The organism is Brevibacterium linens (assembly GCF_003999335.1).
In the GTDB taxonomy this organism is placed as follows: domain Bacteria; phylum Actinomycetota; class Actinomycetes; order Actinomycetales; family Brevibacteriaceae; genus Brevibacterium; species Brevibacterium linens.
Window position 1 is genome coordinate 340,797 of the sequence record NZ_CP026734.1, and the last position, 26,204, is coordinate 367,000.

Here is a 26,204-nt window from a genome sequence, read left to right on the forward strand (position 1 = left end):
TGAATACGCTGTTAAGTGGACTTAACAGTGAATGTATGTATCAACTTGTGCAGGGTCGCCTAGGATCGGGGCACAACGGAAAACGCGAGTGCAACGGGAGGCACAGTGAGCGACGCAATGATGTCGATGCAGGACATTGCCGACTTGGCAGGTGTCTCCCGGCCGGCAGTGTCCCAATGGCGCAGACGCACCACGGTCAGAGGTCGCGAAATCCCCTTCCCGGAGGGGACCGAAGGCCCGGACGGGCGTGAACTCTTCCATGTCGAGGCTGTCGTCGAATGGCTGCGGCGCACGGGTCGCGGCAACAATGCGGAGTTCGTCGAAGATGCTCCGGCCGCCGGCATTCCCACTGGGGTGTCGATCGACCACGCGCTGGTTCTTCTGTGTCTGAGGGACAATGCCGAGGACGATCTCAGCAACCTCGGTGAGTCAATGCTCGTCGAGATCGCCGCCTCCCTCGATCCTGCTGATCGATTTCTCCTCAGCGAGGTCATCGACACCGAGTTCGCCGCTGCCACGCTGGACTACGTCGACGACCTCTATGCTGCGTCGTTCGGTGCCGCCGATGCCCTGGGCCGGTTGGAAACGGGGCGATTGAGCCGGAGCCAGGAGCGACGAGGTTTCGATCCCGGACTCGTGGATGTCATCGCCTCCGTCGTCGAGGGAGCCGTCGCTGACGGCGAGTCTGCCTCCGATGAGCTGGGATCCTCGGCGACGGGGGAGCTCGTCCTCGAGTGTGAGGACGTTGACCTCCTCGCCGTGGCGGAGACGGTGGACGGTTTGGCCTCGCACGTGACCACCGACTCTCCCCACATCCGTGACCTGCGAAGGAGGGCGCTTCTGCGCGGGTGGCTGGCCCTCGACGCCGAACGACCGACGGTGTCAGTCGTCGCCGTCTACGGCTTGGAGAGCACAGAGATGCTCGAAAGACTCGATCAGGTGATTCTCGATCTTAACCTCAACGAGTACGCGGTCGTCGTCGGTCCTGCCGACCTGCTCTGCGGGCGACTCGACGGCACTGCGGAGCAGCGGCGTTCGGAATCACTGCGAAGCAGTCGTTCTGCGAACCACGGACCTCTCGTCTGTGCGCTGCGACTGCCTCGCGGTCTGTGGAAACACGCTCCGCGACAGAGCAGCGGACTGTGGCTGCTCAAAGGAGGTGCCACTCTCGACCACCCATGGGTGGCCGATCTCAGCGAGGTCCCGGTCGACCGGTCTGATCTGTCGACCGATGTGGCCGGAGTGCTGGCTGCCGGAACCGTGCCGAACGAGCTGCCCGCTCGCGCGTTCCGGTATGTCAAGTCGCGTGATCTTCGGTCGATCCTCGGCGGCGAGGCCGTTGTTCCGCCCGGCACCCGAGCGGTGAGCTTCGCGACCGGGCGGCAGGACTTCATCGACGACGTGCGCGCCGCTTCGATCGAAACCGCCGAGGCGACCGAGGTCTTCGACATCTATGTCACCGACCGCCCCGCCTCGCTGGTGGTGGGATCGACTTCGCTCGGAACGATGATCGAGGGCGGGACGGTCACCCGTCACAGCGGCAGTCGGATCGACGAATCGCTGGCGGAGGACACTGGTGCGGTGCCGGTCGTCGATGCCAGGGGAGGTGGCGAAGTGTTCCGAGTTGATGCCTTCGTCGCCGAAAGCTCGCTGCGTCGCAGCATGAGAACCCGACCGGGAGACGTCGTCTTCTGCTCGAATCCGCCGACAGCGTGGGTTGATGACCGGGGCGGGGCGCTGGTGGTCTCGCCGAACAAGATCTTGCGGAGGGCCGGTGGCGCCCCGATCGGTCCGCACACCTTGGCCGCGGTCATCAATGATGGGCAGTCGAAGGAGTATGCGAACTGGCAGATTCCCCGCATTCCTGCCGACCAGGTCGACGCAGTCGAAGACGCGATGCGGAGATTGGCCGGATATCGACAACAATTGCAGGTGAAGGAACGTGCCGCGAAGACGCTGGGGCATTCGCTCTTGAGCGGTGTCGCGGCCGGGACGATGGAACTGATGGGCAGCAGCCTCGAGCCGCAGCCATCACAAGGAAGGTGACATGGCCACGAAGAAGAACGCCGTCGAACAGCCGACGACGATGAGCGAACTCAAAGCGACTCTGTGGAAGGCGGCCGACCGCCTGCGGGGTTCGCTGAGCGCGAGTCAGTACAAGGACGTGATTCTCGGTCTCGTCTTCCTCAAATACGTCTCGGACGCGTTCGAGGAGGAACAGTCGGTGCTGCGGTCCGACTATGAAGAGCAAGGCATCGACGAGGAGGACATCGCCGAGCTGCTCCAGGACCCGGATACCTACGTCGGCGAAGGTATCTTCCTCGTTCCCTCCGCCGCGCAGTGGGATTTCCTGGCAGAGAATGCCAAAGGGCAGGCACCCTCGGGGGCCGAAGCCGGCAGGACCATCGGTGCTCTCATCGATGAGGCGATGGATCAGCTGATGAAGGCCAACCCGTCCCTGCGGGGAACCTTGCCGCGCCTGTACAACAAGGACAATCTCGATCAGCGTCGTCTGGGTGAGCTCGTCGATCTCTTCAGCAGCACGCGCTTCTCCCGGCAGGGAGAGTTCCGGGCACGTGACCTCATGGGGGAGGTCTATGAGTACTTCCTCGGCGAGTTCGCCCGCGCGGAGGGCAAGCGGGGCGGCGAGTTCTTCACCCCGCGACCGGTGGTGCGCACGATGGTCGAGATCCTCGAACCGTTCAAGGGGCGGGTCTACGATCCGTGCTGCGGCTCGGGCGGCATGTTCGTCCAGTCGGAGAAATTCATCGAAGACCACAACGGCGACCCCAGGGACATCGCGGTCTACGGCCAGGAATCCATCGAGGAGACCTGGCGGATGGCGAAGATGAACCTCGCGATCAACGGGATCGAGGTCCAGGGTCTCGGTGAGAAGTGGGGAGACACCTTCGCCCGCGACATCCACGCGGATACCCCGATGGACTATGTTCTGGCCAACCCGCCGTTCAACCTCAAGGTGTGGGCACGCAGCGAGGAGGACCCGCGGTGGACCTTCGGTGTCCCGCCGGAGAAGAACGCGAACTACGGTTGGATCCAGCACATCCTGTCCAAACTCACCGACGAGGGCAAGGCCGGCGTGGTCATGGCGAACGGGTCGATGTCGTCGAACACCGGTGGTGAGGGCGATATCCGTGCTCGGATCGTCGAGGCCGACCTGGTCTCGTGCATGCTCGCGCTGCCGACTCAGCTGTTCCGCTCGACCGGTATTCCTGTGTGCGTGTGGTTCTTCGCGAAGAAGAAGGGAGCTCGGGCTGGCGAAGTCCTCTTCATCGATGCGCGCGAAATGGGGCACATGATCTCCCGTGCCGAGCGTTCGCTGTCCGATGAGGACATCGCCGAGATCGCGGGTACGTTCCATGCGTGGATCGGCTCTGACTCCGCCGAGGCGGCCGGACGAGAGTACGAAGATGTGCCCGGATTCTGTCGGACGGTGCCGTTGGCCGAGATCAAGGAAGCCGGATACGCGCTGACCCCGGGCCGTTATGTCGGGTCGGCGCCCGAGCCCGAGGATTTGGAGCCGATCGACGAGAAGATCGCGCGACTCAAGGGGGAACTGATCGACGCCTTCGACGAGTCGGCCAGGTTGGAAACGGTAGTCCGCGAGCAGTTGGAGCGTTTGGGATGAGCGAAACCGTGTCATTGCAGGACGTATGCAAAGCAATCGTGGATTGCGAGCATAAGACGGCGCCTGAAGATCCAAATGGTATGTTCTTTGCGGTAGGTACCCCGTCAATGAAAGGTAACCAAATTGACTATTCGCAGGCGAGACGAATAAGCGAAGAGACCTTCGCTAAGTGGACCAGACGGCTTTCACCCGAGATTGGGGACTTGCTCCTGGCTAGAGAAGCCCCTGTTGGGCCCGTCGTTAGAATTCCGCAGAATCTCAACGTAGCTCCCGGGCAGCGTACGGTACTGATTCGGCCAAACTCGACCGAGGTCAATGCTGAATATTTGTACTACCTGTTGAGCTCTCCCATCCAGCAAGCTGCTCTGCTCCGCTACGCGGAAGGTTCTACAGTTCCTCATCTGAATGTTTCGGACGTCAGAAGTTTTGCTTTGCCTCGTTTGCCTGGGTTGGTTGAACAGCGGGCGATCGCTGAAGTCCTCGGCGCCCTCGACGACAAAATCGCCGCCAATGAGCGTGTATCTTCCACGGTGGATAATCTTATTCGCTTCGAATACTTATCACTGAAAGGTGAACATGTACCTCTTGGAGACTTGGCTAAGAACGTCCGCGACCAGGTTAAACCCGAGGTGATGCCCGGTGAGGCGATCTATCTTGGCCTTGAACACCTCCCGCGCGAGCATTTTTGGGTGACAGGCCAAGGGAACACAAGTGAAATAACAAGTGCCAAGGCCAGGTTCGAAGAAGGCGATGTGCTCTTTGGGAAGCTGCGTCCGTACTTTCATAAGGTTGTTTCGGCTCCGTTCGGTGGTGTGTGCTCGACTGACATTTTGGTGATCCGGGCTATGGAAGCGGATCTGGCTGGTTTGATTCTTGCCGCGGTTGGAAGTAAAGAAACTGTGGCGGCGGCAGTATCTTCTTCAGAAGGCACAAGGATGCCTCGCACGAGTTGGAAAGATTTGTCAGAAACTAGCATCCGCTGGCCCGGTCGCAGTGCGGCCGTAAGCTTCAGCCATGGAGTGCAGCGGCGGGCAGATTTGGCAGCCAAGCTAGGGGCAGAGTCCCGGGCTCTCGCCCGCTCCCGCGACGAACTGCTTCCGCTTCTGATGTCCGGAAAGATCACGGTCAAGGACGCGGAGGCGGTAGTGAGCGACGCGGTCTGAGCCGGGAGCGCCCACTTGGACAGCTACTTCGACAACTCTTTCACTGAATTGAAAAGGTGGTAAGGTTTCTGAAAAGGAGGGAGGTCGGTGAAAAGGTGCAAGACGCTGAACTGACTGCAGCCGTGCATCGCCTCCGAACGCTCGGGGTGGAGCCGGCCGACGTCGAGGTCAAGGCATCGGTTGGAAAGCTTCCGAAGACGGTTCCGGAGACCTTGAGCGCTTTTGCCAACGGTCAGGGCGGAACTGTCTTACTCGGCATCGACGAATCGGCCGACTTCACCGCAGCTGACGGCTTCGACGCCGCTGCGATACGTGATGCTCTCGCCGGTGCGTGCGCTGACAAACTGACACCTCCGATTCGAGATGAAGTCGAAGTCCTCGAATTCGAGGGCTCCGCCATTGTCCGCATTGTTGTTTCCGAAGCACTGCCCAAGGACAAACCCTGCCACCTCACAGACCGTGGCGCGCACCAGGGCTCTTTCATCCGCAGCGGGGACGGTGATCGGAAGCTGACCGGCTATGAGGTCACCCAGCTGCTCACGAATACGATTCAGCAGACTCACGACCGCGAACAAGTCGCGGAGGCAAGCAGAGAGCACCTTGATGACGAGCTCTGCACCGAACTCGTCAAGAGGGCCACAGAGCGCACTCCGCGCGCGTTCAAAGGCCAGAACGAGGACGAAGTGCTGACAGGACTGGGGGTTCTCACGACCGCCGGCGGAGAGACTCGCCCCACCTTGGCAGGACTGCTGACCGTCGGAAAATACCCTCAGCAGTTCTTCCCTCAGTTGTTCATCTCGTTCGTAGTCTTTCCTGGACGTGATCGAGCGAGCCTGGGGCCGTCCGGGGAACGCTTCTACGACAACCTCAGCCTGGACGGTCCGATTCCCGATCAGCTTGACGCGGCTATAGACGCAATGCGCAAACACATGAGCCGAGCCGCGATCATTCACGGAATCGGACGCGAAGACCGCTATGACTACCCGATCGAAGCTCTGCGAGAGGTCTTCGCCAATGCCCTGCTTCATCGCGACTACAGTCCGGAATCCCGGGGGACCCAGATTCAGATCGAACTGTTCCCGGATCGACTGGAAGTGCGGAGTCCCGGAGGACTGTACGGGGAAGTGGCGGCAGAATCGCTGGGCACTGACGAAGGTGGCTCGACCTCCCGAAATGCCACTTTGGCGAAGCTCCTCTCCGATATGCCTGTGATCGGGGAGAAGGAGACCATCGTTGAAAACCGCGGAACCGGTCTGGTCAGAGTGACAGCGGCACTCAGAGCGGTCGGAATGTCTCCGCCCGAGTTCGACGTTTCACCAGGACACCTCACAGTGACGATGCAGAGGACGGCACTGTTGTCGACACAGACAATGGACCGGATCAACCGACTGGGTCTTGCCGGGCTGTCGGACACTCATCATTTGGCAATCGCGATGATGATCAATGCCGGACGAACAAACGTCGCCATGCTCAAAGGCTGGAGCGTGCCCGGTGACGAAGCCCGAGCCGTCCTCAAAGACCTTGTTGATCGACGAATAGCCGAAATTAAGGGCGGCAGACGATACGCCAGCTACCACCTTGTGCCCGGCGAACCGACGATGGCTGCTGCGATACCTTCACAAATGCAGTCTCGTCAGCCCGGGATCGATGGGCAACTCGATGCCGTGGTTCAGGCTCTTGGTGCAGGCCATGCGCTGACAAGTGAGATCGCATCGCAATTGGGCTTGAGTCACACCACTGTGTGGCGTCGGCTGAGAACCCTGATGGAACGAGGGATCGTCGAACGGGTCGGCACGCAGTCGAGTTCCAAACAGAGTTATCGCCTCATCGCCAGAAACGAGGAAGTATGATCCCCGAATCCGAATGGGAGACCTTTCACATCGACCGCCTCGTCGAGAACGGGTGGGAGCACGTACCGGGCCCGGAGGTCATACCCGGGCAGACCGATGGGCGGACGGAATGGGACGGCCTCGTCCTCAAGACTCGGGCAGCTCAGGCCCTGCGCACGCTCAACCCGGGCGTTCCTCCGCGGTACCTCGACGAAGCGCTGGGAGAGATCCTCGCGGCCGCCTCGGCGGATCCAATTGCGGAGAACTTCAGGTTCCACGGATACCTGACCCATGGCTATCGGGGCATCTCCTACATCGATGCTGACGGAACCGAACAGAACCCGACGATCCGCCTCTTCAGCCACCGTCCCGAGGACAACTCCTACCTGGCGATCAACCAGGTGACGATCCGCAACCGTGAGATCGAACGACGCTTCGACATCGTTCTCTACGTTAACGGGTTCCCGCTGGTGATCATGGAGATCAAACGGGCCGGCGACGCGAACACAGGCGAACGAGAGGCCTACGCGCAACTGCAGACGTACCTGCGGGAATTCCCCGACGCTTTCTCCTGCTGCCCCCTCACCGTCGTCAGCGACGGAGTGAACGCGAAATATGGGACCCCATTCACCCCCTTCAACCACTACTCACCATGGAATGTCGACGACGACGGCGCGGTGGTTGCACTCGGCCGCGACCACACGGATACGGGAGCGAGCCTCGGCAGCGAAGTGCTCATCGACGGGGTGTTCAATCAGGAGCGATTCGGACAGATCATCCGCAACTTCGTGGCCTTCGACGAAGGCGCGGACGGTCTGGCCAAACGGGTGGCCAAACCGCACCAGTACTTCGCGGTCACCAAGGCGGTCGGCACTACCGTCGAGGCGGTGCGCAGCGACGGTCGTGCGGGGGTCGTGTGGCATACGCAGGGATCGGGCAAGTCCATGGAGATGGAACTGTACGCCCATCTCGTCGCGATCCGACCCGAACTGAAGAATCCGACGATCGTCGTCGTCACGGACCGAACCGAACTCGACTCCCAGCTGTTCGAAACCTTCGACCGCTCCCAACTTCTAGCCGAAAATCCGGTCAAGATCTCCTCCCGGCGGGAACTCCGGGAGGCGCTGACCCATAAGGCCACGGGTGGGATCTATTTCAGCACGCTGCAGAAGTTCGGTCGCACCGACAGCGAACGCGCCGACGGGCTCGACCACCCGGAACTGAGCAATCGCCGGAACATCATCGTCATTGTCGATGAAGCACACCGGTCCCACTATGACGAACTCGACGGCTTCGCCCGACACATTCGCGACGCCCTGCCCAGAGCCTCGTTCATTGCATTCACCGGCACCCCGATCTCCTTCGCCGACCGCAACACCCAAGAGGTGTTCGGCGATGTCATCGACACCTATGACCTCTCCCGGGCCGTCAGCGACGGCGCCACCGTCCCGGTCGTCTACGAGCCGCGGCTGATCGAGATGGGGCTGGGGCAGGAGGTCTCCGAAGACGACCTCAACACCTCGGCCGACGAGGCGACCGCGGGCCTCGACGATGTCGAACGCACCCGCGTGGAGCAGTCGGTCGCCGTGATCAACTCCGTCTACGGCAACCACGAACGGCTGCAGCTGCTGGCCGCCGATATCGTCGAGCACTGGGAACAGCGCTCAGAATCGATGCGGCCATTCATCGCCGCACCCGGCAAGGCGATGATCGTCTGCGCCACGCGTGAGATCTGCGCCCGACTCTACGAGGAGATCATCGAACTGCGCCCGGATTGGCACAGCGACGACGTCGACGCCGGCAAGATCAAGGTCGTCTACTCATCGAACTCGTCGGATTCCGGACTCATCGCCAAGCATCGCCGGAGGCAGGGGCAGAACAAGACGATTCAGAAGCGCATCAAAGACGTCGACGACGAACTCGAACTCGTCATCGTCAAGGACATGATGCTCACCGGCTTCGACGCCCCACAGCTGCACACGCTGTATCTGGACAGGCCTCTGAAGAACGCGCTGCTCATGCAGACCCTGGCGAGAGTGAATCGCACCTATCGGGGCAAAGCCGACGGACTCATGGTTGCCTATGCTCCGATCGCGAACAACCTGCGCAACGCGCTGGCCGAATACACGGCGCGTGATCAGGAGACCGAGCCGATGGGGCGCAAATTCGACGAGGCTGTGCGAGTCGTTCACGAGTTCCTCGACGCCTTGGACACGTTGTGCGCCGGATACGACTGGCGGGCGAAACTCGACGGAAAGCCCGGCAGTCACATCAAGGCTGCTCTAGGGTTGACGAACTATCTGCGCGACCCCGCGCATGCGGATGTGACGCTGGCACAACAGCCTCGAGGGCTCGGCGACGACGGCACCGAGAACTCTTCGGCCACGGATGCACCTGAGGGCTCGGGCCTGGCCGACAACTATCGGCGTCTGTCCGGAAGTCTGGCACGAGCATGGGCACTGGCCCGAGGTTCCGACGAACTCAAAGACAGGCGTGCGGATGCGCAGTTCTACGAAGAGGTGCGCGTGTGGATGGCGAAGTTCGACGCTCAGGAGCGGCAGGCTTCGGGACGCCCGGTATCCGAGGACGTCGAGCTGATGCTCGCGGGCCTGCTGGAGGAGTCGACCCATGCGGGGGAGATCGTTGACATCTATGAGGCCGCTGGGCTCGCGAAACCGTCGCTGCAGGACTTGACCCCGGATCTCACCCACCAAGCCCAGAAGTCTCCGACTCCCCACCTGGCCATCGAAGCACTCAGGGATGTACTCACCGACCGGGCGACGCAGCTGACGAAGAGCAACCTCGTGCGGCAGAAGGCGTTCGCCGAGCGGATCCGAGAGCTGATGAACAGGTATACGAATCAGCAGCTGACATCAGCCGAGGTGATCGCAGAGCTCGTGGAGCTCGCGCGCGAGGTGGCCGACGAAGGCAACCGTGGTCAGCAGTTCGATCCCCCTCTGGATTGGAAGGAGCTGGCCTTCTATGATGCGGTGGCGGAGAACGAATCAGCAGTGCAGAACCAGGGGGCGGACACATTGGCGCAGATCGCCCGGGAACTCGTCGGCATCATGCAGCGTGATGTCAAGACCGATTGGACTGTGCGCGACGACGTTCGTGCCAAGCTGCGGACATCGGTGAAGCTGCTGCTCATTCGGCACAAGTACCCGCCGGATCGGCGCAAAGAGGCGATCCAGCTCGTCATCGATCAGATGGAGGAGCTGGCGAAGGTGCAGGCGGCATGATCGACCCAGGGCTTGTTGGAGTCATAAGTATTTTAGTGACAACAATTATTGCTGTGATCACGATGATCCGGAGCGCCAAGGACAGTCGAGACCGTGCGCGGCCGTACGTCACTGCCAAGTTTGTTGAAGCAATGGCTTCGAGTCGAATGTACTTTGTCGTGGAAAATTTCGGCCAGAGCGCTGCATACAACGTGACCATCGCATTCGACAGTTCCCTGAGTAGCGCTGAGCCGAATAGGAACGACTACGGTTCGTACATCCGACGGATGTATCAAGGGCCGGGATTGACGTTCGGTCCAGGGGACTCTCGACGTTCCTTGTATAGGAACATGCTCGATGAGCAGCGAAGGAAGGGCGAAGTGGTGGCGCCCGACCGATTGACCGGTATGATCCGCTATTTCGGTCCGGACCGAAGAAAGCAGTATTGCGAATCCATCGTCCTTGACCTCACAGGACTTCGCTACAGGGTTGACACGACACGAAGCGACCGTGACATCGAACAGAGACTGAAGAGGATCGGAGATCGGATTGGACAACTTCGCAGGCTCGAAAAGCGAGGAGTCGAAGCTCTCGAAGAACTAGTGGAGAGAACTCATGAGAGACCAGGCCACAGGTTCTTGATCGCCGAAGACAATGAGAGAGCTGACAATCATATTCCATAGCCGACGTAGGCAGAATACTGGCTAAGTCCAAGGAGACCGGGAACCTGAACCTCGAGGGCCTCCTCCCAACCGCAGGATCCGGCACCGTCGAGTGGCGGGTGCACGACCGCGCTGTGTGATTAAAGCAGCGTCCCGGTGCGAAGTTGGTACCTCGAACCGGGACGCCTTGCAGGGTTGATTCACCTCCGCGGCAGGTTCCACCTCGGCTGGGGCTGCTGCGGTTTCTGATGTTGGTTCATGAAACCGCGTTCGGCCTGCAGATGGCCCTTGTCATGGCTCTTCGCCTTCGGGTCGGTGCCCGGGATGGGCGCCTGCAGCTTCTCGGTCGCCGGTTTGGAGCCGACGATGGGCATCGCTCCGGTGATCAACGGTGTCTGCGGGGCCGCCTCGGTGATGGGGCTCTTGTTTCCTTTGTTGTGTCGCATGGTCGATCCCTTCTTCGCATTCGTCTGATCTGATTCGGCGGCCAGTTCGGTGAACAGTCCGGTCCACTGGTCGGGGGTGAGGTCTTTGGGTAAGGTGTCTCCTCTGATGTCGTTGCGGTCCATGGTCGATTGCAGGCTGCGGTGATCGGTGATGCTCATCTGCGAGAGGATTCCTTTCATTCCTCGCCCGCGACCGGTGAAGACCGCACGGACGAACTGTTGATAATCGGATCGAGCCTCGGTTGGAATCGATCCGGTGGGACAGCGATCGATGGTGAGGATGCCGCCATCGACGCTGGGTTTCGGGGTGAACGCATCGGCAGGGACGCGGGTGATGAGGCGGAAGTCGAACCACGGAGCCCATTGCGCGGTCATCATGGTCGATCCGCCGATTCCTGCGCGTTTGCGGGCGACTTCCCATTGCGTGAGCAGGATGGCCTGTTGCCAGCGTCCGGAGCGCAGCAGCCTGCGGAGGATGGCAGTGGTGAGGTGGAACGGCAGATTGCCGACGATGACCGGCCGGTCGAGCCGAGTGGTCAGGATGTCGGCGTGCCGGACCTCGGCCCGCGGGTACGTGACTTCAAGGTGATCCAACCTCGTTTCGTCGAGTTCGATGAGCGTGAGCTCTCGTCCGAGTCGGTAGAGCTCGGCGGTGACTGCCCCATCGCCGGGGCCGATCTCCATGATCGGTCCGGAGGTGGAACGAGCCAGGCTCGCAATCGTTGAGATGGTGGTCGATGAGCGCAGAAAATTCTGGCCGAGTTCATGCCGTCCGCCGTGCTGTGACCGCGGGGCCGAACGCGAAAGGGACTGTCTGCGTGTCGAATGGTGTCGTGGTGTGCGGGATCGCAATGGGATGTGCTCCAAGAATCAGATGGAGGCACCCGAGGCAGCGCAATGGTGGTGAGTCAGATCGATCCGCGATGACCTGGTCGATCACTGATGATCGCAGTGGTCAGGGGATCGGAATGGGATCAGCCGATTGCCGCATCGCCCGGATGCCGAGGGCTCTCCGGGAGGACAACGCGCTTGCAGAGGAGATCAGGGTGACCGTCGTCGGTCAGCCGATCGCAGAAGAATCCGTCCGGCGCGCTGTCAGGCGCTGCGGTGACGAATAAAGAAGCAAGGCGCAGTCATTGCGCTGCTGTTCAATGTTCCCATGCCGAACAAGATAGCACAGGAGTCTTTGCCGAGACCAGGGTTCGGACGACCAACTCCCCGCAGACTTCGCGTGGAAGCCGACGAGGCGAGGAGCGGATCCGTTCGACATGATGTCTCGAACGCGGTCCGGCGGACGCGTGCGAGCGTTCGTGTCAGTGGGTCAGCCCATCATGGTGCGCAGGGTGATGACGCCGATCGAACCGATGGCCGCGGCGGCCGGAAGGGTGATGATCCATGCCAGCGCGATCGGCTTCATGAGCTTCCAGTTCGCCGAACGGTTGACCAGACCGACGCCGATGATCGCACCGATGAGGATATGCGTCGACGACACCGGCAGACCACTCACCGAGGCGGCCATGACGATTCCCGCGGCAGCGAGCTCCGCGGCGAATCCGGAGGCCGGGTGGATCTCGGTGAGTTTCGTGCCGACGGTGGCGATGACCTTGCGGCCGATGAACCAGAGACCGACGATGAGTGCGATGCCGCAGGTGAGCATGGCCGCGAACGGCACGGTCGTCTCGCCGCTGATGCTGTCGGTGCGGAGCACATCGAGGACGGCGGCGAAGGGGCCGACGGCGTTGGCGATGTCATTCGACCCGTGGCTGAAGGCGAATGCGGAGGCGGTGAACACCTGCATCCAGGAGAACAGGATGTAGGTGGCACGGGGAACCGTCTGCTTGCGCAGGGTCTTGGCGAAGACGAACACGGCCAGCCACACGGCCGCGCCGATCATCGCCATGATGAGCAGGCCGCCGACTGTGGTCACGCTCATGTCGAGGTTCTTCAGACCCTTGAACAGCAGCATCGCAGTGATGATGACCGCGCCGGCGGCGGCGATGAGGGGAACCCACCGCTGCAGAGCCGAATGGGTGCCGATCGATCCTTCGCCGGTGGGGGCATCCTCGGTGGCGGTGTCGATCTGTGCGTCGACGGATCCCTCAGCTGCGGAGACCGGGGCGAGCATGTGCGGCCTGAGCGTGTGCGACAGTGTCGTGCCGAGCACGTACTTCTTGATCAGCCCGTAGATGACGAACGCGGCGAGTCCGCCGAGGGCGGGGGAGAGCACCCAGGAGATCGCGATCTGACCGACCTCGGACCACTGCACCATGGCGAGTCCGCCGGTGCCGGTGACGAAGCCGATCGTCAGAGATGCGCCGATGATGCCGCCGATGATCGAGTGCGTCGTCGACACCGGCCAGCCCATCCGAGTCGCCACGAGCAGCCACACCGCGGCGCCGAGGAGGGCCGCCATCATGATGAAGGCGAAGTCCATCGGATTGATCGCCACCCCGCTGAGGTCGACGATGCCGCTCTTGACCGTGTCAGTGACATTCCCGCCGGCCAGCAGGGCGCCGCTGACCTCGAAGATCGCGGCCACGAGCAGTGCCTGCTTCATCGTCAGGGTGCCGGCGCCGACGGAGGTGCCGAAGGCGTTGGCGACATCGTTGCCGCCGATGTTGAACGCCATGAAGGCGCCGAAGATGACCGTGGTGACGAGCACCATGCGGGGAGCGTCCCGGCCCACGAAGTCGAAGGACCACAGGGTGAAGGCGATGAGGGTGATCGCCAGCAGCCCACCGAAGGCCAGATGCCAGAGGCGGTCGTTGCTGCGGCCGACGGCCGGCGGCGGAGTGTGGCGCTCCGGGGCCAGAACCTGGGTCATTCGTTCTCCTAGCGGGATTCAGTCGATGAGGCAGTGTCTGTCTGCCTCCATGATTCGCAGGTCGAATGACCGCCAGGTTACGGCGAAAGTGAACGGACGGTGAACACCGCGTCCGAGACTCACGAAGTGCTCATGCACAGTCGGTAGGTTTTGCCGTGTGTTCACGTGATGTTCCAGGTCAGGTGCTATATCGGCGGGCCCTGTCGGAAGGTGGCACAGGGGTGTGCCGGGGACCAAGATTCGCTGTGTGACAATGACCACTGCAGCCCGAAACGCGGGTAAGACCGAGCCCGGATCCGCATCTGCGCGGACCCGGGCTCAAATGAAGTGGGAGAAGCTCGCCGAGGCGGCCGGAATCAGTCGATGATCTCCCCGCGGATGACATCGCCGTCGCCGTCGTCGGGACGATTGCGGTGCGGGTCGGTTCTCATCTGCCGGTCGACCCTGCGCAGGCGACGGCCGAGGGCGATGAGGGCGATGCCGACGAGGATGATGAATCCGGCAAGAGTGAAGATCAGCGCCGTCACTCCGGCACCCGGGGCGAAGAGGAAGAAACCGCCGAGGATGATGCCCAGCACCCCGATGGTGGTGAGCACCCACCAGGACCTGACACCCATCCGGCGGATGAAGAAGGACATGGTCAGGGCGAGGAAGCTGAAGAAGATGATCGCGAACCCGGTCAGCACTGTGACCATGGACGCGAACAGCATCGGGGTGAGGAAGATGAGCACGCCGAGGAGGATGAGCAGAACCGCACGTGTGACCAAGCTGCCGGTGCGGCCTCCTCGCGGTGCGAAAACGAGGGAGGAGACGGCGATGACGGCGAGCCAGCAGGCGAAGATCCGCACAACCACCTCGGCGGAGGAGCCGGGCCAGACCATCATCAGCGCACCCATCACGAGGGCGATGACGCCGTTGACGATGACTGTTCTTCCAGTGCGCTTGAGGTCCATGTATACAGCCTAGTCCTTAGGGTTGGACAGACGCTGAAGACGTCAGGCGTGCCCGAGGTGCTCCTCCTGTTCGACCGTGCCGGACCGGTCGGCCGACTCCGAGGTGGTCCGTTCCTGTTCCGGCATGTCCGAGGCCACGCGCTCCTGCTCGGGCATCAGCCCGGTGAGCTTGAGCGATTCGGACATGGCCTGGACGATGGCGTCGAGGTCGGCCGGGGCACTCGACGTCGTGTCCGATTCGGACCGGTCAGCCGCCTCGGCGGGGGTGTCCGTCTCTGAACCCGCGGTCGTGGCTTCTGCATTCGTGGACGGCTTCGCTCCCGCCTCGGTGGTGGGAGGAGCGGCAGGGGTGTTGTTCTCGAGGAAGCGCAGCAGCTCGACGGGGAAGGGCAGGACCAGGGTCGAGTTCCGTTCCGCGGCCACCTCGACGATGGTCTGGAGGAGGCGCAGCTGCAGGGCGGACGGGGTGTGGGCCATGGCCTCGGACGCCTTGGCGAGTTTGTTCGAGGCCTGCAGCTCGCCGTCGGCGATGATGACGCGGGATCGACGTTCGCGTTCGGCTTCGGCCTGGCGCGACATGGAGCGTTTCATCGTCTCCGGCAGGGCCACGTCCTTGATCTCGACGCGGTCGATGTGGACACCCCAGTCGACGGCGGGGCTGTCGATCATGATCGCCAGCCCCTGGTAGAGGCGTTCGCGGTTGGTCAGCAGGTCATCGAGCTCGCTCTGGCCGATGATCGAGCGCAGCGAGATCTGGGCGACCTGGCCGACGGCGAGCTGATAATCCCCGACGTCGACGACGGCCTTGCGCGGGTCGACGACTTTGAAATAGATGACCGCATCGACGCGGACCGTGACATTGTCGCGGGTGATGCCCTCCTGCGCGGGGATGGGCATGGTCACGATCTGGAGGTTGACCTTCTCGAGTTTGTCGACGAAGGGGACGATCGCGGTCATCCCGAGTGCGACAAGTGCGGCGAGGATACTGAGCGCCAACATGTCGAATCGCCTCCTTTGACGATTGACTGTCTACCCCATTTTACGCCTGCGCGGCGTGGAAAGACCGGGCTCGGAGGGAACGCGGAGGCGGGGTGCTCAGGCCTCGCGGGCGAGCAGTCGTTTGCCGGCCGGGTAGGCCTCCAGCGCCTGGGGGAGGCTGACGCGTCGGCCGGAGGCGAAGGTCGCGAGCACGTGTCCGGTGTCCGAACGCTCCTCGCCGACTCCGGCAGGTTCGAGGCCGATGCGGCGCAGGGTCTGTTTGGCCACCGGCATGGGGGAGTCGAAGACGGTGAGGGCTCCGGCTCGGGCGGCCATGATCCGGTCGGCGACGAGTCCGTAGTGGGTGCAGCCGAGCACCACGGTCTCCATTCCGGGTCCCATCTGGGTGAAGGCATCCTCGATGGCGGTGTCGATCTTGTTCAGGTCGGCGGCGTTGATCGCCTCGGCCAAGCCGGGGCAGGCGACCTTGGCCACGTGCAGGTCGGCGGCGAAGGAGTCGATGAGGTTCTGCTGATACTCGCTGCCCGTGGTTGCTGGGGTCGCCCAGATCGCGAAGTCCTGCCCGGTGCCGGCGGCCATCTTCACCGCCGGCACGGTGCCGATGACGGGGATGGCCGGTTCGTGGCGGGCGCGGACGGCCTCGAGGGCCTGCACCGAGGCGGTGTTGCAGGCGATGACGATGGCGTCGGGTTCCCATTCGGCGAGCACCCCGGCCGACTGCAGGGCCCGCTGTTCGAGGGTGTCGGTGCTCAGGCTGCCGTAGGGGGTGAAGTCCGGGTCCATCGCGAGGACGAGATCTGCGTCGGGAGCGAGGTTGAACAGTGCGTCGGCGGTGCCGAGGAGTCCGAGTCCGGAATCGAGCAGGCCGATGCGCGTCATGAAGTCCCCTTCAGGTCGGATGTCGTCGGAACGTCGGTCTTGGCTTCTCTGGTCTTCGAATCGCCGGCGTTCGGGCCGCCGGGCTTGGTGTCGCCGGTCTTCGGAACGCCAGTCCTCGGGTAGGCGAACTCCCGGATCTCCTTGAGATGGGCCTTCGTCAGGCCGTGGGAGAAGTCCGGGGCGATGAGTTTGAGGCGGTTGGACGAGTAGTTCTCGAGGAAGTACTTGCGGGTGGCAGGCCACGCCAGGTCGTCATCGATCCAGATCGCGCGCCCGTGTTCGTGCGTGGCCAGCCAGTCCTCCATGGCACGAGCTTTCCACCACTGCTGCAGATCGTGAGCGAAGCGATTGTGGGTCTTATCGGGCATTTCGATGACGTCGAAGGAATTGCGCAGACCGAACTTCGGTTCGAGTTCGGACTTGCACCGCTGCGACCAGGTCGACAGCCAGACGACATCGACCTCGTGGGTCTCGACGATGCGGTCGAAGAATTCGACGACGGACGGCCGGTAATGGAGTTCGTAGTGCCACGCGTGCAGCTTCTTCCGCCCCTCGGCCATGCCGCGCAGCTTTGGCACAGGGTAGGAATTGAGGACGCCATCGACATCGAGGAAGACAGTGACATGGCGAGCCTGCCTGCGCGCCGATACCGGCGCCGAGGATGCTGCAGCCATCATTCCTTCCCGTGAGCTTGGGCGTTCGACCCTCTATCGGGCCATTCGCGCGTTATTCTGGGGGCAGATCGCGCCGCTCGCACCAGATGAACACAGACGAGTTTACCGCCGAGAGCGTCAGGAGGCCGAGTCCGTGTACCGCGAAACCCGGATCCCACGTCTGCGGGCGAGCCTGTGGGTCTCCGTTCCCGACAAGGCCGATTCCCTCACCGAGGCGGCAGACCCTGATCGTGGGAACAATGCCGCCGGTCTGGCTTCCGGGCCGACTGTCGCACCTGCCGCGGCTCCCTCGCTCATCGTCCCCGACGGATGCATGGATCTCATCGTCATCGATTCTCAGGTACTCATCGCCGGCGCCGATTCCACGGCACGGATGTTCCACGGTTCGGTCGCACCGACGGTGGGCCTGCGCTTCGACTCCGGCGTGCTTGCGCAGCTGTTGACCACCTCGGCGGGGGAGCTTGCCGATCGGGTGACGCCCCTCGACGCTGTCATCGGCGGCAGCCATGCCAGTGGCGGGAAAGTCGGTGAGGGCGGGCCCGCTGCGGTGATGGGAGTTGCCCGGGTGCTGCTTGATACGGCCGGCGGTCTGACGGACCGAGCCATGCTGGATCCGCGTCCGATGGCCTTGGCCCGGGCCTTGGATGTGCGCTCGAATTCGCCGGCCCAGACCGTCACCGAGGCGGCCGCACAGTTCGCGTATTCACCGCGGCAGCTGCGCCGGCTGAGCGCGGAATGGTTCGGCTACGGGCCCAAGCATCTGGCGAAGATCCTGCGCTGGCAGGCCGCACGAGACCTCATTGATGCGGGCCGGTCGCGCACGGCGGCCGCGGCCGAAGTCGGGTACGCCGATGCCGCTCACCTGCGAAGAGACGAGCGCTCGCTCATCGGATGAGGGTGCGCTCTAGGCGTTCGTCCCACCAGTCCGCCCACCCATTTACTACCTGACGGGGGCCCAGCAACCTCGCGCGAGGTTGCTGGGCCCCCGTCAGGATCCTTCTATGTCTGTCAAGCGGCTTGACCGATCGGGTTCGTGGCCTCGAGAATCCGATACACCGAGCGGGCCAAGGCACGCTTCATACACCGGATCGTCTCCTTCTTCGTCTTCCCCTCACTCAGCCGTCTAGCCATGTACGCCTGGGACTTCTTATGGTGAGAAAGCCGCGTGACTGCCACCATGTACAACGCAGAATTCAACCGACGATCACCACTGCGATTCAGCCGGAACCTCACCACATTCCCCGACGACGCCGGGATCGGACAGACCCCCGCCAACTTCGCGAACGCCGCCTCGGAACGCACCCGCCCATGATGCGACCACGCCAGGTAGAACACAGCCGCAGTGATCGGACCAATCCCCGGCTCAGCCAACAACACCGCCCCCGGACTGGCCTTGACCAAGGCCTCGATCCGGGCGGCGTAGTCCTTGATTTCGGCATCGAGCTCGACGACACGTTTGGCTAACCGGATGGCTTCCCGACGAGCCTCGGTCAGTGCCACAGACTCGTCCCTGATCCGCCACTTCGCCACCGTCTGGATCGTGACCATCGACAATTTCCGACGCGCATCGACACCGAGGTCCTGACCACGCAACAGCGCAGTGAGCGCATTGATCGTCCGGGTCTTCTCCCGAGTCATGGACTCCCGCGCCTTGACCAAGATCCGCAGTCCCTGACGCGGCCCATCAGCCTGCCGGGGAAACCGCAGCCGCGACTCATCCATCGACAGGACCGCGCCAGCGATCCGTCGGGCATCGATCCGGTCGTCCTTGCCCGTGGCATGCCGGTCGCGAGCATTCATGCTCGCGGCCTCGGCGACCGTATAGCCTGCCTCGGCGACATGATCGGCCAGGATCGCTCCGTACGTGCCGATACCCTCGATCACCCACAGGGTCTCAAGGTCCCCGCCGGTACGACGCCCGGCCCACGTCAGGGCTCGTTTGATGCCGGCTTTGGTCGTCGGGAACGTGGCAGTATCGACGTGCTCACCAGACTTGGTGAGCACACTGTAGACGTGGTTCTTCGCGTGGGTGTCGACGCCAACGACAAACGCGTATAAATGCGAGATGATAGTCATGACGGTTCGTGCTTCTCCTGTGTCGGAACGGATGAGGTCCGACCGTCGAACGGTCGGCTCCGGTCCGGGAGATAGTCACGTCGAAACACTACTGTGATGAGTCACGTTCGGTCAGGAACGGACAACCTTCTGATCAAGTTATCGATGTGGGCCGAGCCGGTGCCGACCGCCCACCAATCATCAGACAAATCCCGACGAGGACATCGTTGGAGTCAATAGCAATTAGAGTCATGATGATCGATGAGACGGTCAGTTCCTACTCTGCCAGCCAGTCCCAGACCAGCCACTATCAATACTCACAGTAGCAATTAGGAGTTGAGGGTGGCGAAGAGGTCGACCTTGTTGCCGTCGGGATCGGAGACCACGGCGTAGCGCTGCCCCCAGAATGCGTCCCAGGGTTCGTGGACGACTCGGGCCACGGGGGCGGAGTTCTCAGCGCCACGGCCGGTGAGCCGGGCGAATGTCGCATCGACCGCCTCGGCGGTGGAGCAGTCGAAGGCCAAGGACATCGTGTGTCCGCCCGTCGGCCGGGTCCATTCGGGGTCGATGCCGAGCATGACCGCCTCGGTGTCGAGCAGGACCCGCAGGGACCCGGAGGAGAACTCGGTGTGTGGGGCGTCCGGGCCGCCGTCGGCGAGTTCGAGACCGAGAGCGGAGTAGAAGGTGATGGCGGCGGGCATGTCTGCGGTGATGATCGAGATCGCGTCGAGTTTCATGACTTCAGACTATGCGGATGGGTGCGGTGACGGCTTGAACGAATCGGCCATGATCGCGCGTCCCCCCGGGAGGTGCCCGCTGCTGTCGGGCGGGCGATAGGCTCATACTGGGTGGGCTGAATGGTCACGCCCGGAGCCGATTCTCGTGACTATTTCTCCCACCTAAGCGAGCGGGTTGCGCCTCAGTCCTGCAGGTAGGGTTCGAAGACTGCGCGCAGCTCGGGCGTCAGCGGGGTGGGCTTCTGCGAGTCCCGATCGATGTGGACGAGCACGCAGTCGTGGTCGAAGACCTGCTGTCCGTCCTGGTCACCTCGGGTGTTGATGGTGAATGAGGAGTTGCCGAGCTTCTTCACCGTCACGGTCATCTTCAGTTCGGGGCCGTACATGACGGGCACGAGGTAGTCGATGGTCTGGCGGGCCACGAGCAGTCCGCCTCCGGTGATGTGTCCGGCCCGGATCTCGTGCATCCAGCGCACGCGGCATTCCTCGATGAGGGTAATCATCCGTGCGTTGTTGACGTGGCCGAGCAGGTCCTGATCCGACCAGCGCACTTCGGGTGAGAGTTCGAAAGTGGCCATGACTGCCTCCGGGAGCTGATTGGGAACGAGGTCTGAACGATCGTTCCATAGTTAATCAGGTGGCCCGCGCCAACGGAAATTCTCAGTGCTTTGGTACTCTCCGAAGTGGCCTTGGCGGAGCCCGGGCCCAACTGCGCTCAGCCGCGACGGCGGACGATCTCCTCGTTGACGGCTCCGACCACGTCGTGGAGGTCGCCGATGATCGCGTAGTCGGCCCGCTGGACCATCGTCGCTTCCTCATCGGTGTTGATGGCCACGAGTGTCTTCGCGCCTTCGATCCCGGCCATGTGCTGGATCGCACCGGAGATCCCGCAGGCGATGTAGACGTCGGGGGAGATGCGACTGCCGGTCTGACCGACCTGTTCGGCGTGCGGGCGCCAGCCCAGGCCCGTGACCACGCGGGAGACGCCCAAGGCCCCGCCGAGGTGGTCGACGAGTTCGAGGACTTCGGCGAACCCGTTCTCCGATCCGACTCCGCGACCTGCCCCGACCACGGCCCTGGCCGAGGTCAGCCCGGATGCATCATCGGCGGCCTCTGCCTCGGTGCGCTGGACACGGGTGGCCAGGTCCGCCTCGGCGACGGTGAGGTCGTAGGCGATGATCTCCGGGGTGATCGGGGTCGTCTCTTCGGGAGTGCAGGCGTGGCCGGCGATCGTGAGCACCTGCAGATCCCCGTCGAGGCGGAGGCGTTCGAAGGCGGTGCCGCCGTGGACCTGACGCAGCAGACCATCCTCGTCGGCGGCCATGACATTGGCAGCCATGCGGGCGCCGGTGCGGACAGCGGCGTGGGCCATGAGCTCCATGCCACGCGGGGTGCCCGATGCGAGCAGCGTTCCGGACTCCGGAGTGACGTCGACGATCGCCTGCGCCCAGGCCGCCGCCGAATACTCCGCAAGATCCGGATGCTCGAGATGATGGATGACACCGACCCCGAGCCGCCCCAGCGCCTCGATGGCGGCATCACTGAGCGGGCCGATCACCACCCCCTCAGGACTACCTGACGGCGGCCCAGATACCTCGCGCGAGGTTGCTGCGCCCCCGTCAGGTAGCAATTGGGGGGTTTTGCGGGCGAAGGTGATGGCTTCGGCGGAGGTGAGTGTGACCTCGCCTGCCGGGTCCGTTTCGACGAAAACCATGGTCATGGCCGGATCACTCCGATCTCCTCGAGTACATCGACCAGGGCGGGAGCCGCTTCGGGGCCCTCGCCGAGGATGGTCACCGAACTCGCCTTCACCTCGGGCAGTTCGAGTCGGACGCGGAGGCTGCCCGTCCCGGGTTCGGGGGCGTCGTATTCGACGACTTGCGCCTTCTTCGCCTTCATCCGCCCGGTGATCGAGGGGTAGCGCGGGTCGACCCCGCCCTCGTGGACGGCGACGACGGCGGGCAGGTCGAGTGAGAAGATCTCCGTTCCCGCCGGCCCGATCCCGCGCGCCTCGATGCGACCGGAGCCGGGGTCGCCGCCGGGCCCGCCGCCCTCATCCGTCCCACCGACACTGATCGTCTGGATGTTCGTCAGCACCGGGTACTCGAGGTCGTAGGCCAGGCGGATCCCGACCTGGAAATCGCCGGTGTCGGCGGCATCGTCGCCGGTGAGGACGAGATCGAAGGTCTGTCCCGCCTCGGCGCGATCGCGGATGACATCGCCGATGATCTGCGCGATGTCCTCGGGTGCGAACACGGACGGGTCGGCCGCCTCGATGAGGATGCCGTCGTTCGCACCCACGGCCACGGCCGCTCGCAGCTGTTCGACCGCCTCGGCGGGACCGACCGTGAGCACCGTGACCGTCCCACCGGTCGCGGCCGCGGTCTGGATCGCGAGCTCGACGGCGCATTCCTCATGCGAGGACATGGTGTGGCCGAGCCCGGAGTCGTCGATCCCGGTGCCGGTGGCATCGACGGTGACGGAGCCGGCGATATCGGGGACGCGTTTGATGCACACGAGGATGTTCATCTCATCTCCTGATGCACTCGTTGTCGGGGTCGAACAGCGGCGTCGAATCGACCGATGCCACCGTGACGGGATAGAACTCCTCCATGTACACGACCTGCAGACGGTTGCCCAGCACCGCCTCGGCGGGTGGGAGGAACGCCATGAGCACGTGTCTGCCCAGGCTGGGAGCCGACCCCGCCGAGGTGACATAGGAGGTCCGGCCGTGCCCGTCGATCAGCGGATCGCCGTCGGCAGAGACGATGGGTTCCCCGCCGAGCATGTACCGCATCTGACCGCTGGCGCTCGTGTGGTCATCGACGGTGAGTGAGCACAGGACCGTCTTCGGCTCCTCCTCGCGGTGGCGCAGGTGTGCGGCCCTGCCGACGAAATCCTGGGACTTCACCTTCGGTCTGCTCATCCCGACCTCGACGACGCTGCGCTCGGAATCGAGCTCGGCCCCGAACGCGCGGTAGCCCTTTTCGATCCGACCAGTGGTGCCGTAGACGCCGAGACCGACGGGGAGGAGTCCGTGACCTCGGCCGACGTCCATGAGCGCATCCCAGAGCGTCAGCCCCGATTCCATCGGCACGTAGAGCTCCCAGCCGAGGTCGCCGACATAGGAGATGCGGGAGGCGAGCACCTCGAGCGAACCGATCTCGATGACCCGGGCGGTGCCGAACCCGAACCCCTCATGGGAGACATCGGCGCTGGTGAGCTCGCCGAGGATGTCGCGGGCTCGCGGTCCCCACAGCCCGATCGTCGTCCACGAACTCGTGAGATCGGCGATCTGCGCGCCCGTATCGGGCAGGCGATCGGCGAACCATTTGAGATCGACCATTCCGTGGGCGGCGCCCGTGACGACGCGGAAGCGGTCGTGTGCCAGTCGCATGATGGTCAGGTCGGAACGGAACCCGCCGTTCTCATCGAGGATCGGGGTGTAGACGACCCGACCGACGGCCACATCCATCTGCGCCAGGGCGATGTGCTGGACCGCGTCGAGGGCGGCGGGGCCGAACACGTCGAAGATGACGAAGCTCGAGAGGTCGACGAGTCCGGCGCGCCTGCGCATCGCCAGGTGCTCGGCATTGATGATCGGCGACCACCAACGGGAATCCCATTCGGCGCTGCGATCCATCACCGCGTCGCCGAACTCGTCGAGCAGTCCGGCATTCGACTCGAACCACTGCGGTCGCTCCCACCCGCCGGCTTCGAAGAACACCGCCCCGAGCTCGACCTCGCGCTGCCACATCGGTGAACGGCGGACGTCGCGATCGGAACTCCACTGCTCGCCGGGATGGACGATCCCATAGGTCTTGTTGAAGGCCTCCGAGGTGCGCGCCGTCACGTGGGCGCGGGTGCGCTGGTGAGAGTGGAAGCGTGCGATGTCGGCACCTTGCACGTCGATCTCGGGCAGGCCGTTCGTCATCCATTCGGCTACGGCCCGACCGACGCCCGACCCTTCCTTCACCCACACGGCCGCCGCCGACCACAGGCCTTTGACCTGGGGTGATTCGCCGAGGATGGGTCCCCCGTCCGGGGTCAGCGAGAGCAGACCGTTGATGGCATAGCGGATTTCGACGTCCGGATTCGACAGCACTTCGGGCATGAGTTCGACGGCCTGTTCGAGCTGCGGATCGAAATCCTCGTCCGTGAACGGCATCTCCGTGGGGGAGAGCTTCGCCGCCTCGATCGAGGGGATCTCATCCGGGTCGTGGAGGATCGGCCGGTGGGCATAGGAGCCGATCTCCATATCGGAGCCGTGTTGGCGCTCGTAGCAGAAGGTATCCATGTCCCGCACGATCGGAAACGAGATCTCACCGGGACGTTCGGCCAGCTGCGGGACGGGTCCGACGCTGATCATCTGGTGGACGGCCGGAGTCAGCGGGATCGCGGCACCGGCCATGGCCGCGATGCGCGGAGACCACACACCGCAGGCGACGAGGATGCGGTGCGTTGCGATCTCACCCTTCGTCGTGTGCACGGCCGTGATCTGCCCGACGTCGACATCGATGCCGGTCACCTCGGTGTTGGGCGAGACCGTGAGCGCACCTGTCGATTCGGCGGATTCGCGCATCATCGTGCCCGCCCGCACCGAATCGACGACGCCGACGGTCGGAGTCCAGAACGCGCCGAGGATGACATCGGGATCGAGGAACGGCACCTTCTCGGCGACCTCGGCGGGGGTGACGAGGGAGGATTCGATGCCCCAGGCCCGTGCCGAGGCCATGCGCCGCCGCAGCTCTTCCATGCGCTCCTCGGTGCGGGCGACCTCGAAGCCGCCGGACTCGGTGAAGACGCCGAGCTCTTTGTACTGGCGCATGCTGTCGAGGGTGAGGTCGGTGATCTCACGCGAGTGATCGACGGGGAAGATGAAGTTCGAGGCGTGTCCGGTCGAGCCGCCCGGGTTCGGCAGCGGGCCCTTGTCGACCTGGACGATATCGGTCCACCCGAGTTCGGCGAGATGGTGGACGAGACTGTTGCCGACGATGCCGGCTCCGACAACGACGACGCTGGCCTGGGCGGGGACGGAAGCCATGAGCAGGCTCCTCTCTGAAGGCTTCGTCGCCTTCACCGGCATAGTTGCGAATTATGCAACGATGCGCGCTATGTGGAACTGCGTACGATGATCGTCCTCCGCCGAGGCGGGAGTGTCAAGAGGTTGTCTGTGCCGTCTTCGTCGGGTCGAGCGAGCGTGTTGAGAGCGGCTTCAGGGGTGACCGGCGAGGCTGCCGTCAGCGCGTCCGTGCCGAGCTCGCGTGGTTCAGCGTTGTGAATCAGTGTTCGCGCCACCCGAGGCGGGCGGAGATGTCGGTGGCGGCCTGAGCGAGCAGGTCTCTGGCCGAGGCGACCTTCTCCGTGGTGAAGCGGAAGCTCGGTCCCGATGCCGAGATCGAGGCGATGACGTCCCCGTGGGCGTTGCGCACGGGAGCGGATACCGCGGTCAGCCCGACCTCGAGCTCATCGATGACGAGCGAGGATCCGGTGGCGGCCACCTCGGCGATCTGGGTGAGCAGCTGGGGAACCGAGGTCACCGTGTGCGGGGTGTAGCGGGTCAGCTTCGCCCCCAGGGTCTCGCGGATGCCGTCCTCGCTCAGGCCCGAGAGCAGGACCTTGCCGTTGGAGGTTGCGTGCAGCGGAATGCGCTGACCGACCCAGTTGTGGCTCTGCACCGACGACGTCGACGAGGCCTGGTCGAGGTAGAGGGCTGCGCCGTCGGAGAGGACGGCGACATTGATCGTCTCACCGGTCGCCTCGGCGAGCATCTTGGTGATCGGGCGGGCCTCCTGAGCGATGTCGAGGCGCGCGGTCGTCGCCCCGGCCAGACGGAGGATGGACAGGCCCAAGCGGTATCGGCCGCGGTGGTGATCCTTTTCGACGAGTCCGCGGGCCTCCAGGGTGGAGACGATGCGCGACGCCGTCGATTTGTGCACCCCGAGCTCACCGGCGATCTCGGTGATCCCGGCGAGCCCGGTGCGGGCGATGATCTCGAGGATCGTCACGGCCCGATCCACGGATTGGACGCCTCCCGAGCCCGCTTCGCTGTTGCTCATTTCGAAACTGTAACTCACGACGCGCAACCCGGCCAGAGTCTCAGGGCGTGGGGTAGG

Annotated in this window: 19 protein-coding genes and 1 pseudogene; 7 read left to right on the forward strand and 13 right to left on the reverse strand. The window is 63.6% G+C overall.

The genetic code is table 11. The features are described 5' to 3' along the window. The first annotated feature begins 105 nt into the window (after positions 1-105). The 6 genes from CXR29_RS01490 to CXR29_RS01515 all read left to right on the forward strand — a co-directional run bounded on the left by CXR29_RS01490 (position 106) and on the right by CXR29_RS01515 (position 10,542). On the forward strand, positions 106-2,046 hold the full coding sequence (locus CXR29_RS01490; protein ID WP_127363671.1) for a helix-turn-helix domain-containing protein: 1,941 nt from the start codon (positions 106-108) through the stop codon (positions 2,044-2,046). Position 2,047: 1 nt separating this feature from the next. Next, positions 2,048-3,646 (forward strand): class I SAM-dependent DNA methyltransferase, encoded by a 1,599-nt coding sequence (locus tag CXR29_RS01495; RefSeq protein ID WP_127363672.1) that lies wholly within the window; start codon positions 2,048-2,050, stop codon positions 3,644-3,646. Beyond that, the gene (locus CXR29_RS01500; RefSeq protein ID WP_127363673.1) at positions 3,643-4,809 is read left to right on the forward strand and encodes a restriction endonuclease subunit S; all 1,167 of its coding nucleotides are present in this window, start codon (positions 3,643-3,645) and stop codon (positions 4,807-4,809) included. The genes CXR29_RS01495 and CXR29_RS01500 overlap by 4 nt, the downstream gene beginning before the upstream one ends. Before the next feature lie 95 nt (positions 4,810-4,904). After that, complete coding sequence (locus CXR29_RS01505) at positions 4,905-6,659, forward strand: ATP-binding protein (RefSeq protein WP_206516247.1); 1,755 nt, start codon at positions 4,905-4,907, stop codon at positions 6,657-6,659. Further along, positions 6,656-9,880, forward strand: coding sequence for a type I restriction endonuclease subunit R (locus CXR29_RS01510; RefSeq protein ID WP_127363674.1), 3,225 nt, complete (start codon positions 6,656-6,658; stop codon positions 9,878-9,880). Before CXR29_RS01505 ends, CXR29_RS01510 begins: the two co-directional genes overlap by 4 nt. Next, complete coding sequence (locus CXR29_RS01515) at positions 9,877-10,542, forward strand: hypothetical protein (RefSeq protein ID WP_127363675.1); 666 nt, start codon at positions 9,877-9,879, stop codon at positions 10,540-10,542. The genes CXR29_RS01510 and CXR29_RS01515 overlap by 4 nt, the downstream gene beginning before the upstream one ends. Before the next feature lie 476 nt (positions 10,543-11,018). Here CXR29_RS01515 and erm read toward each other — a convergent pair. The 6 genes and pseudogenes from erm to CXR29_RS01545 all read right to left on the reverse strand — a co-directional run. Further along, positions 11,019-11,819, reverse strand: a pseudogene (gene erm, locus CXR29_RS01520) (23S ribosomal RNA methyltransferase Erm); the annotation flags it as partial. A gap of 469 nt (positions 11,820-12,288) precedes the next feature. Further along, a complete protein-coding gene (locus CXR29_RS01525) occupies positions 12,289-13,791 on the reverse strand; it encodes an inorganic phosphate transporter (RefSeq protein WP_127363677.1) in 1,503 nt (500 codons plus the stop codon). A gap of 356 nt (positions 13,792-14,147) precedes the next feature. Continuing rightward, positions 14,148-14,744 (reverse strand): HdeD family acid-resistance protein, encoded by a 597-nt coding sequence (locus CXR29_RS01530; RefSeq protein WP_127363678.1) that lies wholly within the window; start codon positions 14,742-14,744, stop codon positions 14,148-14,150. A gap of 42 nt (positions 14,745-14,786) precedes the next feature. Further along, positions 14,787-15,743 (reverse strand): slipin family protein, encoded by a 957-nt coding sequence (locus tag CXR29_RS01535; protein ID WP_127363679.1) that lies wholly within the window; start codon positions 15,741-15,743, stop codon positions 14,787-14,789. A 96-nt stretch (positions 15,744-15,839) separates the two neighbouring features. After that, positions 15,840-16,622 carry a glutamate racemase gene (locus CXR29_RS01540; RefSeq protein WP_127363680.1) on the reverse strand — a complete coding sequence of 261 codons (783 nt, stop codon included), beginning with the start codon at positions 16,620-16,622 and terminating at the stop codon, positions 15,840-15,842. Beyond that, entirely contained in the window at positions 16,619-17,296 is a 678-nt protein-coding gene (locus CXR29_RS01545) for an HAD domain-containing protein (protein WP_164742745.1), read from the reverse strand. The genes CXR29_RS01540 and CXR29_RS01545 overlap by 4 nt, the downstream gene beginning before the upstream one ends. Before the next feature lie 133 nt (positions 17,297-17,429). Here CXR29_RS01545 and CXR29_RS01550 point away from each other — a divergent pair, with 133 nt between their 5' ends. Further along, complete coding sequence (locus tag CXR29_RS01550) at positions 17,430-18,191, forward strand: helix-turn-helix domain-containing protein (protein ID WP_127363681.1); 762 nt, start codon at positions 17,430-17,432, stop codon at positions 18,189-18,191. 113 nt (positions 18,192-18,304) lie between these two features. On the opposite strand, the gene CXR29_RS01555 is transcribed toward CXR29_RS01550, so the two are convergent. From CXR29_RS01555 to CXR29_RS01585, 7 genes are all read right to left on the reverse strand, one after another. Next, entirely contained in the window at positions 18,305-19,372 is a 1,068-nt protein-coding gene (locus CXR29_RS01555) for an IS110 family RNA-guided transposase (RefSeq protein ID WP_127363682.1), read from the reverse strand. Positions 19,373-19,680: 308 nt separating this feature from the next. Next, positions 19,681-20,088 carry a VOC family protein gene (locus CXR29_RS01560; RefSeq protein WP_127363683.1) on the reverse strand — a complete coding sequence of 136 codons (408 nt, stop codon included), beginning with the start codon at positions 20,086-20,088 and terminating at the stop codon, positions 19,681-19,683. Between the two features lie 182 nt (positions 20,089-20,270). Further along, complete coding sequence (locus CXR29_RS01565; protein WP_127363684.1) at positions 20,271-20,666, reverse strand: acyl-CoA thioesterase; 396 nt, start codon at positions 20,664-20,666, stop codon at positions 20,271-20,273. A 137-nt stretch (positions 20,667-20,803) separates the two neighbouring features. Further along, positions 20,804-21,808 carry an electron transfer flavoprotein subunit alpha/FixB family protein gene (locus tag CXR29_RS01570; protein WP_127363685.1) on the reverse strand — a complete coding sequence of 335 codons (1,005 nt, stop codon included), beginning with the start codon at positions 21,806-21,808 and terminating at the stop codon, positions 20,804-20,806. Next, on the reverse strand, positions 21,805-22,617 hold the full coding sequence (locus tag CXR29_RS01575; protein WP_127363686.1) for an electron transfer flavoprotein subunit beta/FixA family protein: 813 nt from the start codon (positions 22,615-22,617) through the stop codon (positions 21,805-21,807). The genes CXR29_RS01570 and CXR29_RS01575 overlap by 4 nt, the downstream gene beginning before the upstream one ends. Before the next feature lies 1 nt (position 22,618). After that, positions 22,619-25,132 carry a GcvT family protein gene (locus tag CXR29_RS01580; protein WP_127363687.1) on the reverse strand — a complete coding sequence of 838 codons (2,514 nt, stop codon included), beginning with the start codon at positions 25,130-25,132 and terminating at the stop codon, positions 22,619-22,621. A 238-nt stretch (positions 25,133-25,370) separates the two neighbouring features. After that, positions 25,371-26,147, reverse strand: a complete 777-nt coding sequence (locus CXR29_RS01585; RefSeq protein ID WP_127363688.1) for an IclR family transcriptional regulator — start codon at positions 26,145-26,147, stop codon at positions 25,371-25,373. Positions 26,148-26,204 lie beyond the last annotated feature (57 nt).

Excerpts from the sequence above, each read along its gene's own strand:
- CXR29_RS01495 (WP_127363672.1), top strand. The coding sequence starts at position 2,048 with ATGGCCACGAAGAAGAACGCCGTCGAACAGCCGACGACGATGAGCGAA.
- CXR29_RS01500 (WP_127363673.1), top strand. The coding sequence starts at position 3,643 with ATGAGCGAAACCGTGTCATTGCAGGACGTATGCAAAGCAATCGTGGAT.
- CXR29_RS01510 (WP_127363674.1), top strand. The coding sequence starts at position 6,656 with ATGATCCCCGAATCCGAATGGGAGACCTTTCACATCGACCGCCTCGTC.
- CXR29_RS01515 (WP_127363675.1), top strand. The coding sequence starts at position 9,877 with ATGATCGACCCAGGGCTTGTTGGAGTCATAAGTATTTTAGTGACAACA.
- CXR29_RS01525 (WP_127363677.1), bottom strand. The coding sequence starts at position 13,791 with ATGACCCAGGTTCTGGCCCCGGAGCGCCACACTCCGCCGCCGGCCGTC.
- CXR29_RS01530 (WP_127363678.1), bottom strand. The coding sequence starts at position 14,744 with ATGGACCTCAAGCGCACTGGAAGAACAGTCATCGTCAACGGCGTCATC.
- CXR29_RS01535 (WP_127363679.1), bottom strand. The coding sequence starts at position 15,743 with ATGTTGGCGCTCAGTATCCTCGCCGCACTTGTCGCACTCGGGATGACC.
- CXR29_RS01540 (WP_127363680.1), bottom strand. The coding sequence starts at position 16,622 with ATGACGCGCATCGGCCTGCTCGATTCCGGACTCGGACTCCTCGGCACC.
- CXR29_RS01545 (WP_164742745.1), bottom strand. The coding sequence starts at position 17,296 with ATGGCTGCAGCATCCTCGGCGCCGGTATCGGCGCGCAGGCAGGCTCGC.
- CXR29_RS01555 (WP_127363682.1), bottom strand. The coding sequence starts at position 19,372 with ATGACTATCATCTCGCATTTATACGCGTTTGTCGTTGGCGTCGACACC.
- CXR29_RS01560 (WP_127363683.1), bottom strand. The coding sequence starts at position 20,088 with ATGAAACTCGACGCGATCTCGATCATCACCGCAGACATGCCCGCCGCC.
- CXR29_RS01565 (WP_127363684.1), bottom strand. The coding sequence starts at position 20,666 with ATGGCCACTTTCGAACTCTCACCCGAAGTGCGCTGGTCGGATCAGGAC.
- CXR29_RS01570 (WP_127363685.1), bottom strand. The coding sequence starts at position 21,808 with ATGACCATGGTTTTCGTCGAAACGGACCCGGCAGGCGAGGTCACACTC.
- CXR29_RS01575 (WP_127363686.1), bottom strand. The coding sequence starts at position 22,617 with ATGAACATCCTCGTGTGCATCAAACGCGTCCCCGATATCGCCGGCTCC.
- CXR29_RS01580 (WP_127363687.1), bottom strand. The coding sequence starts at position 25,132 with ATGGCTTCCGTCCCCGCCCAGGCCAGCGTCGTCGTTGTCGGAGCCGGC.
- CXR29_RS01585 (WP_127363688.1), bottom strand. The coding sequence starts at position 26,147 with ATGAGCAACAGCGAAGCGGGCTCGGGAGGCGTCCAATCCGTGGATCGG.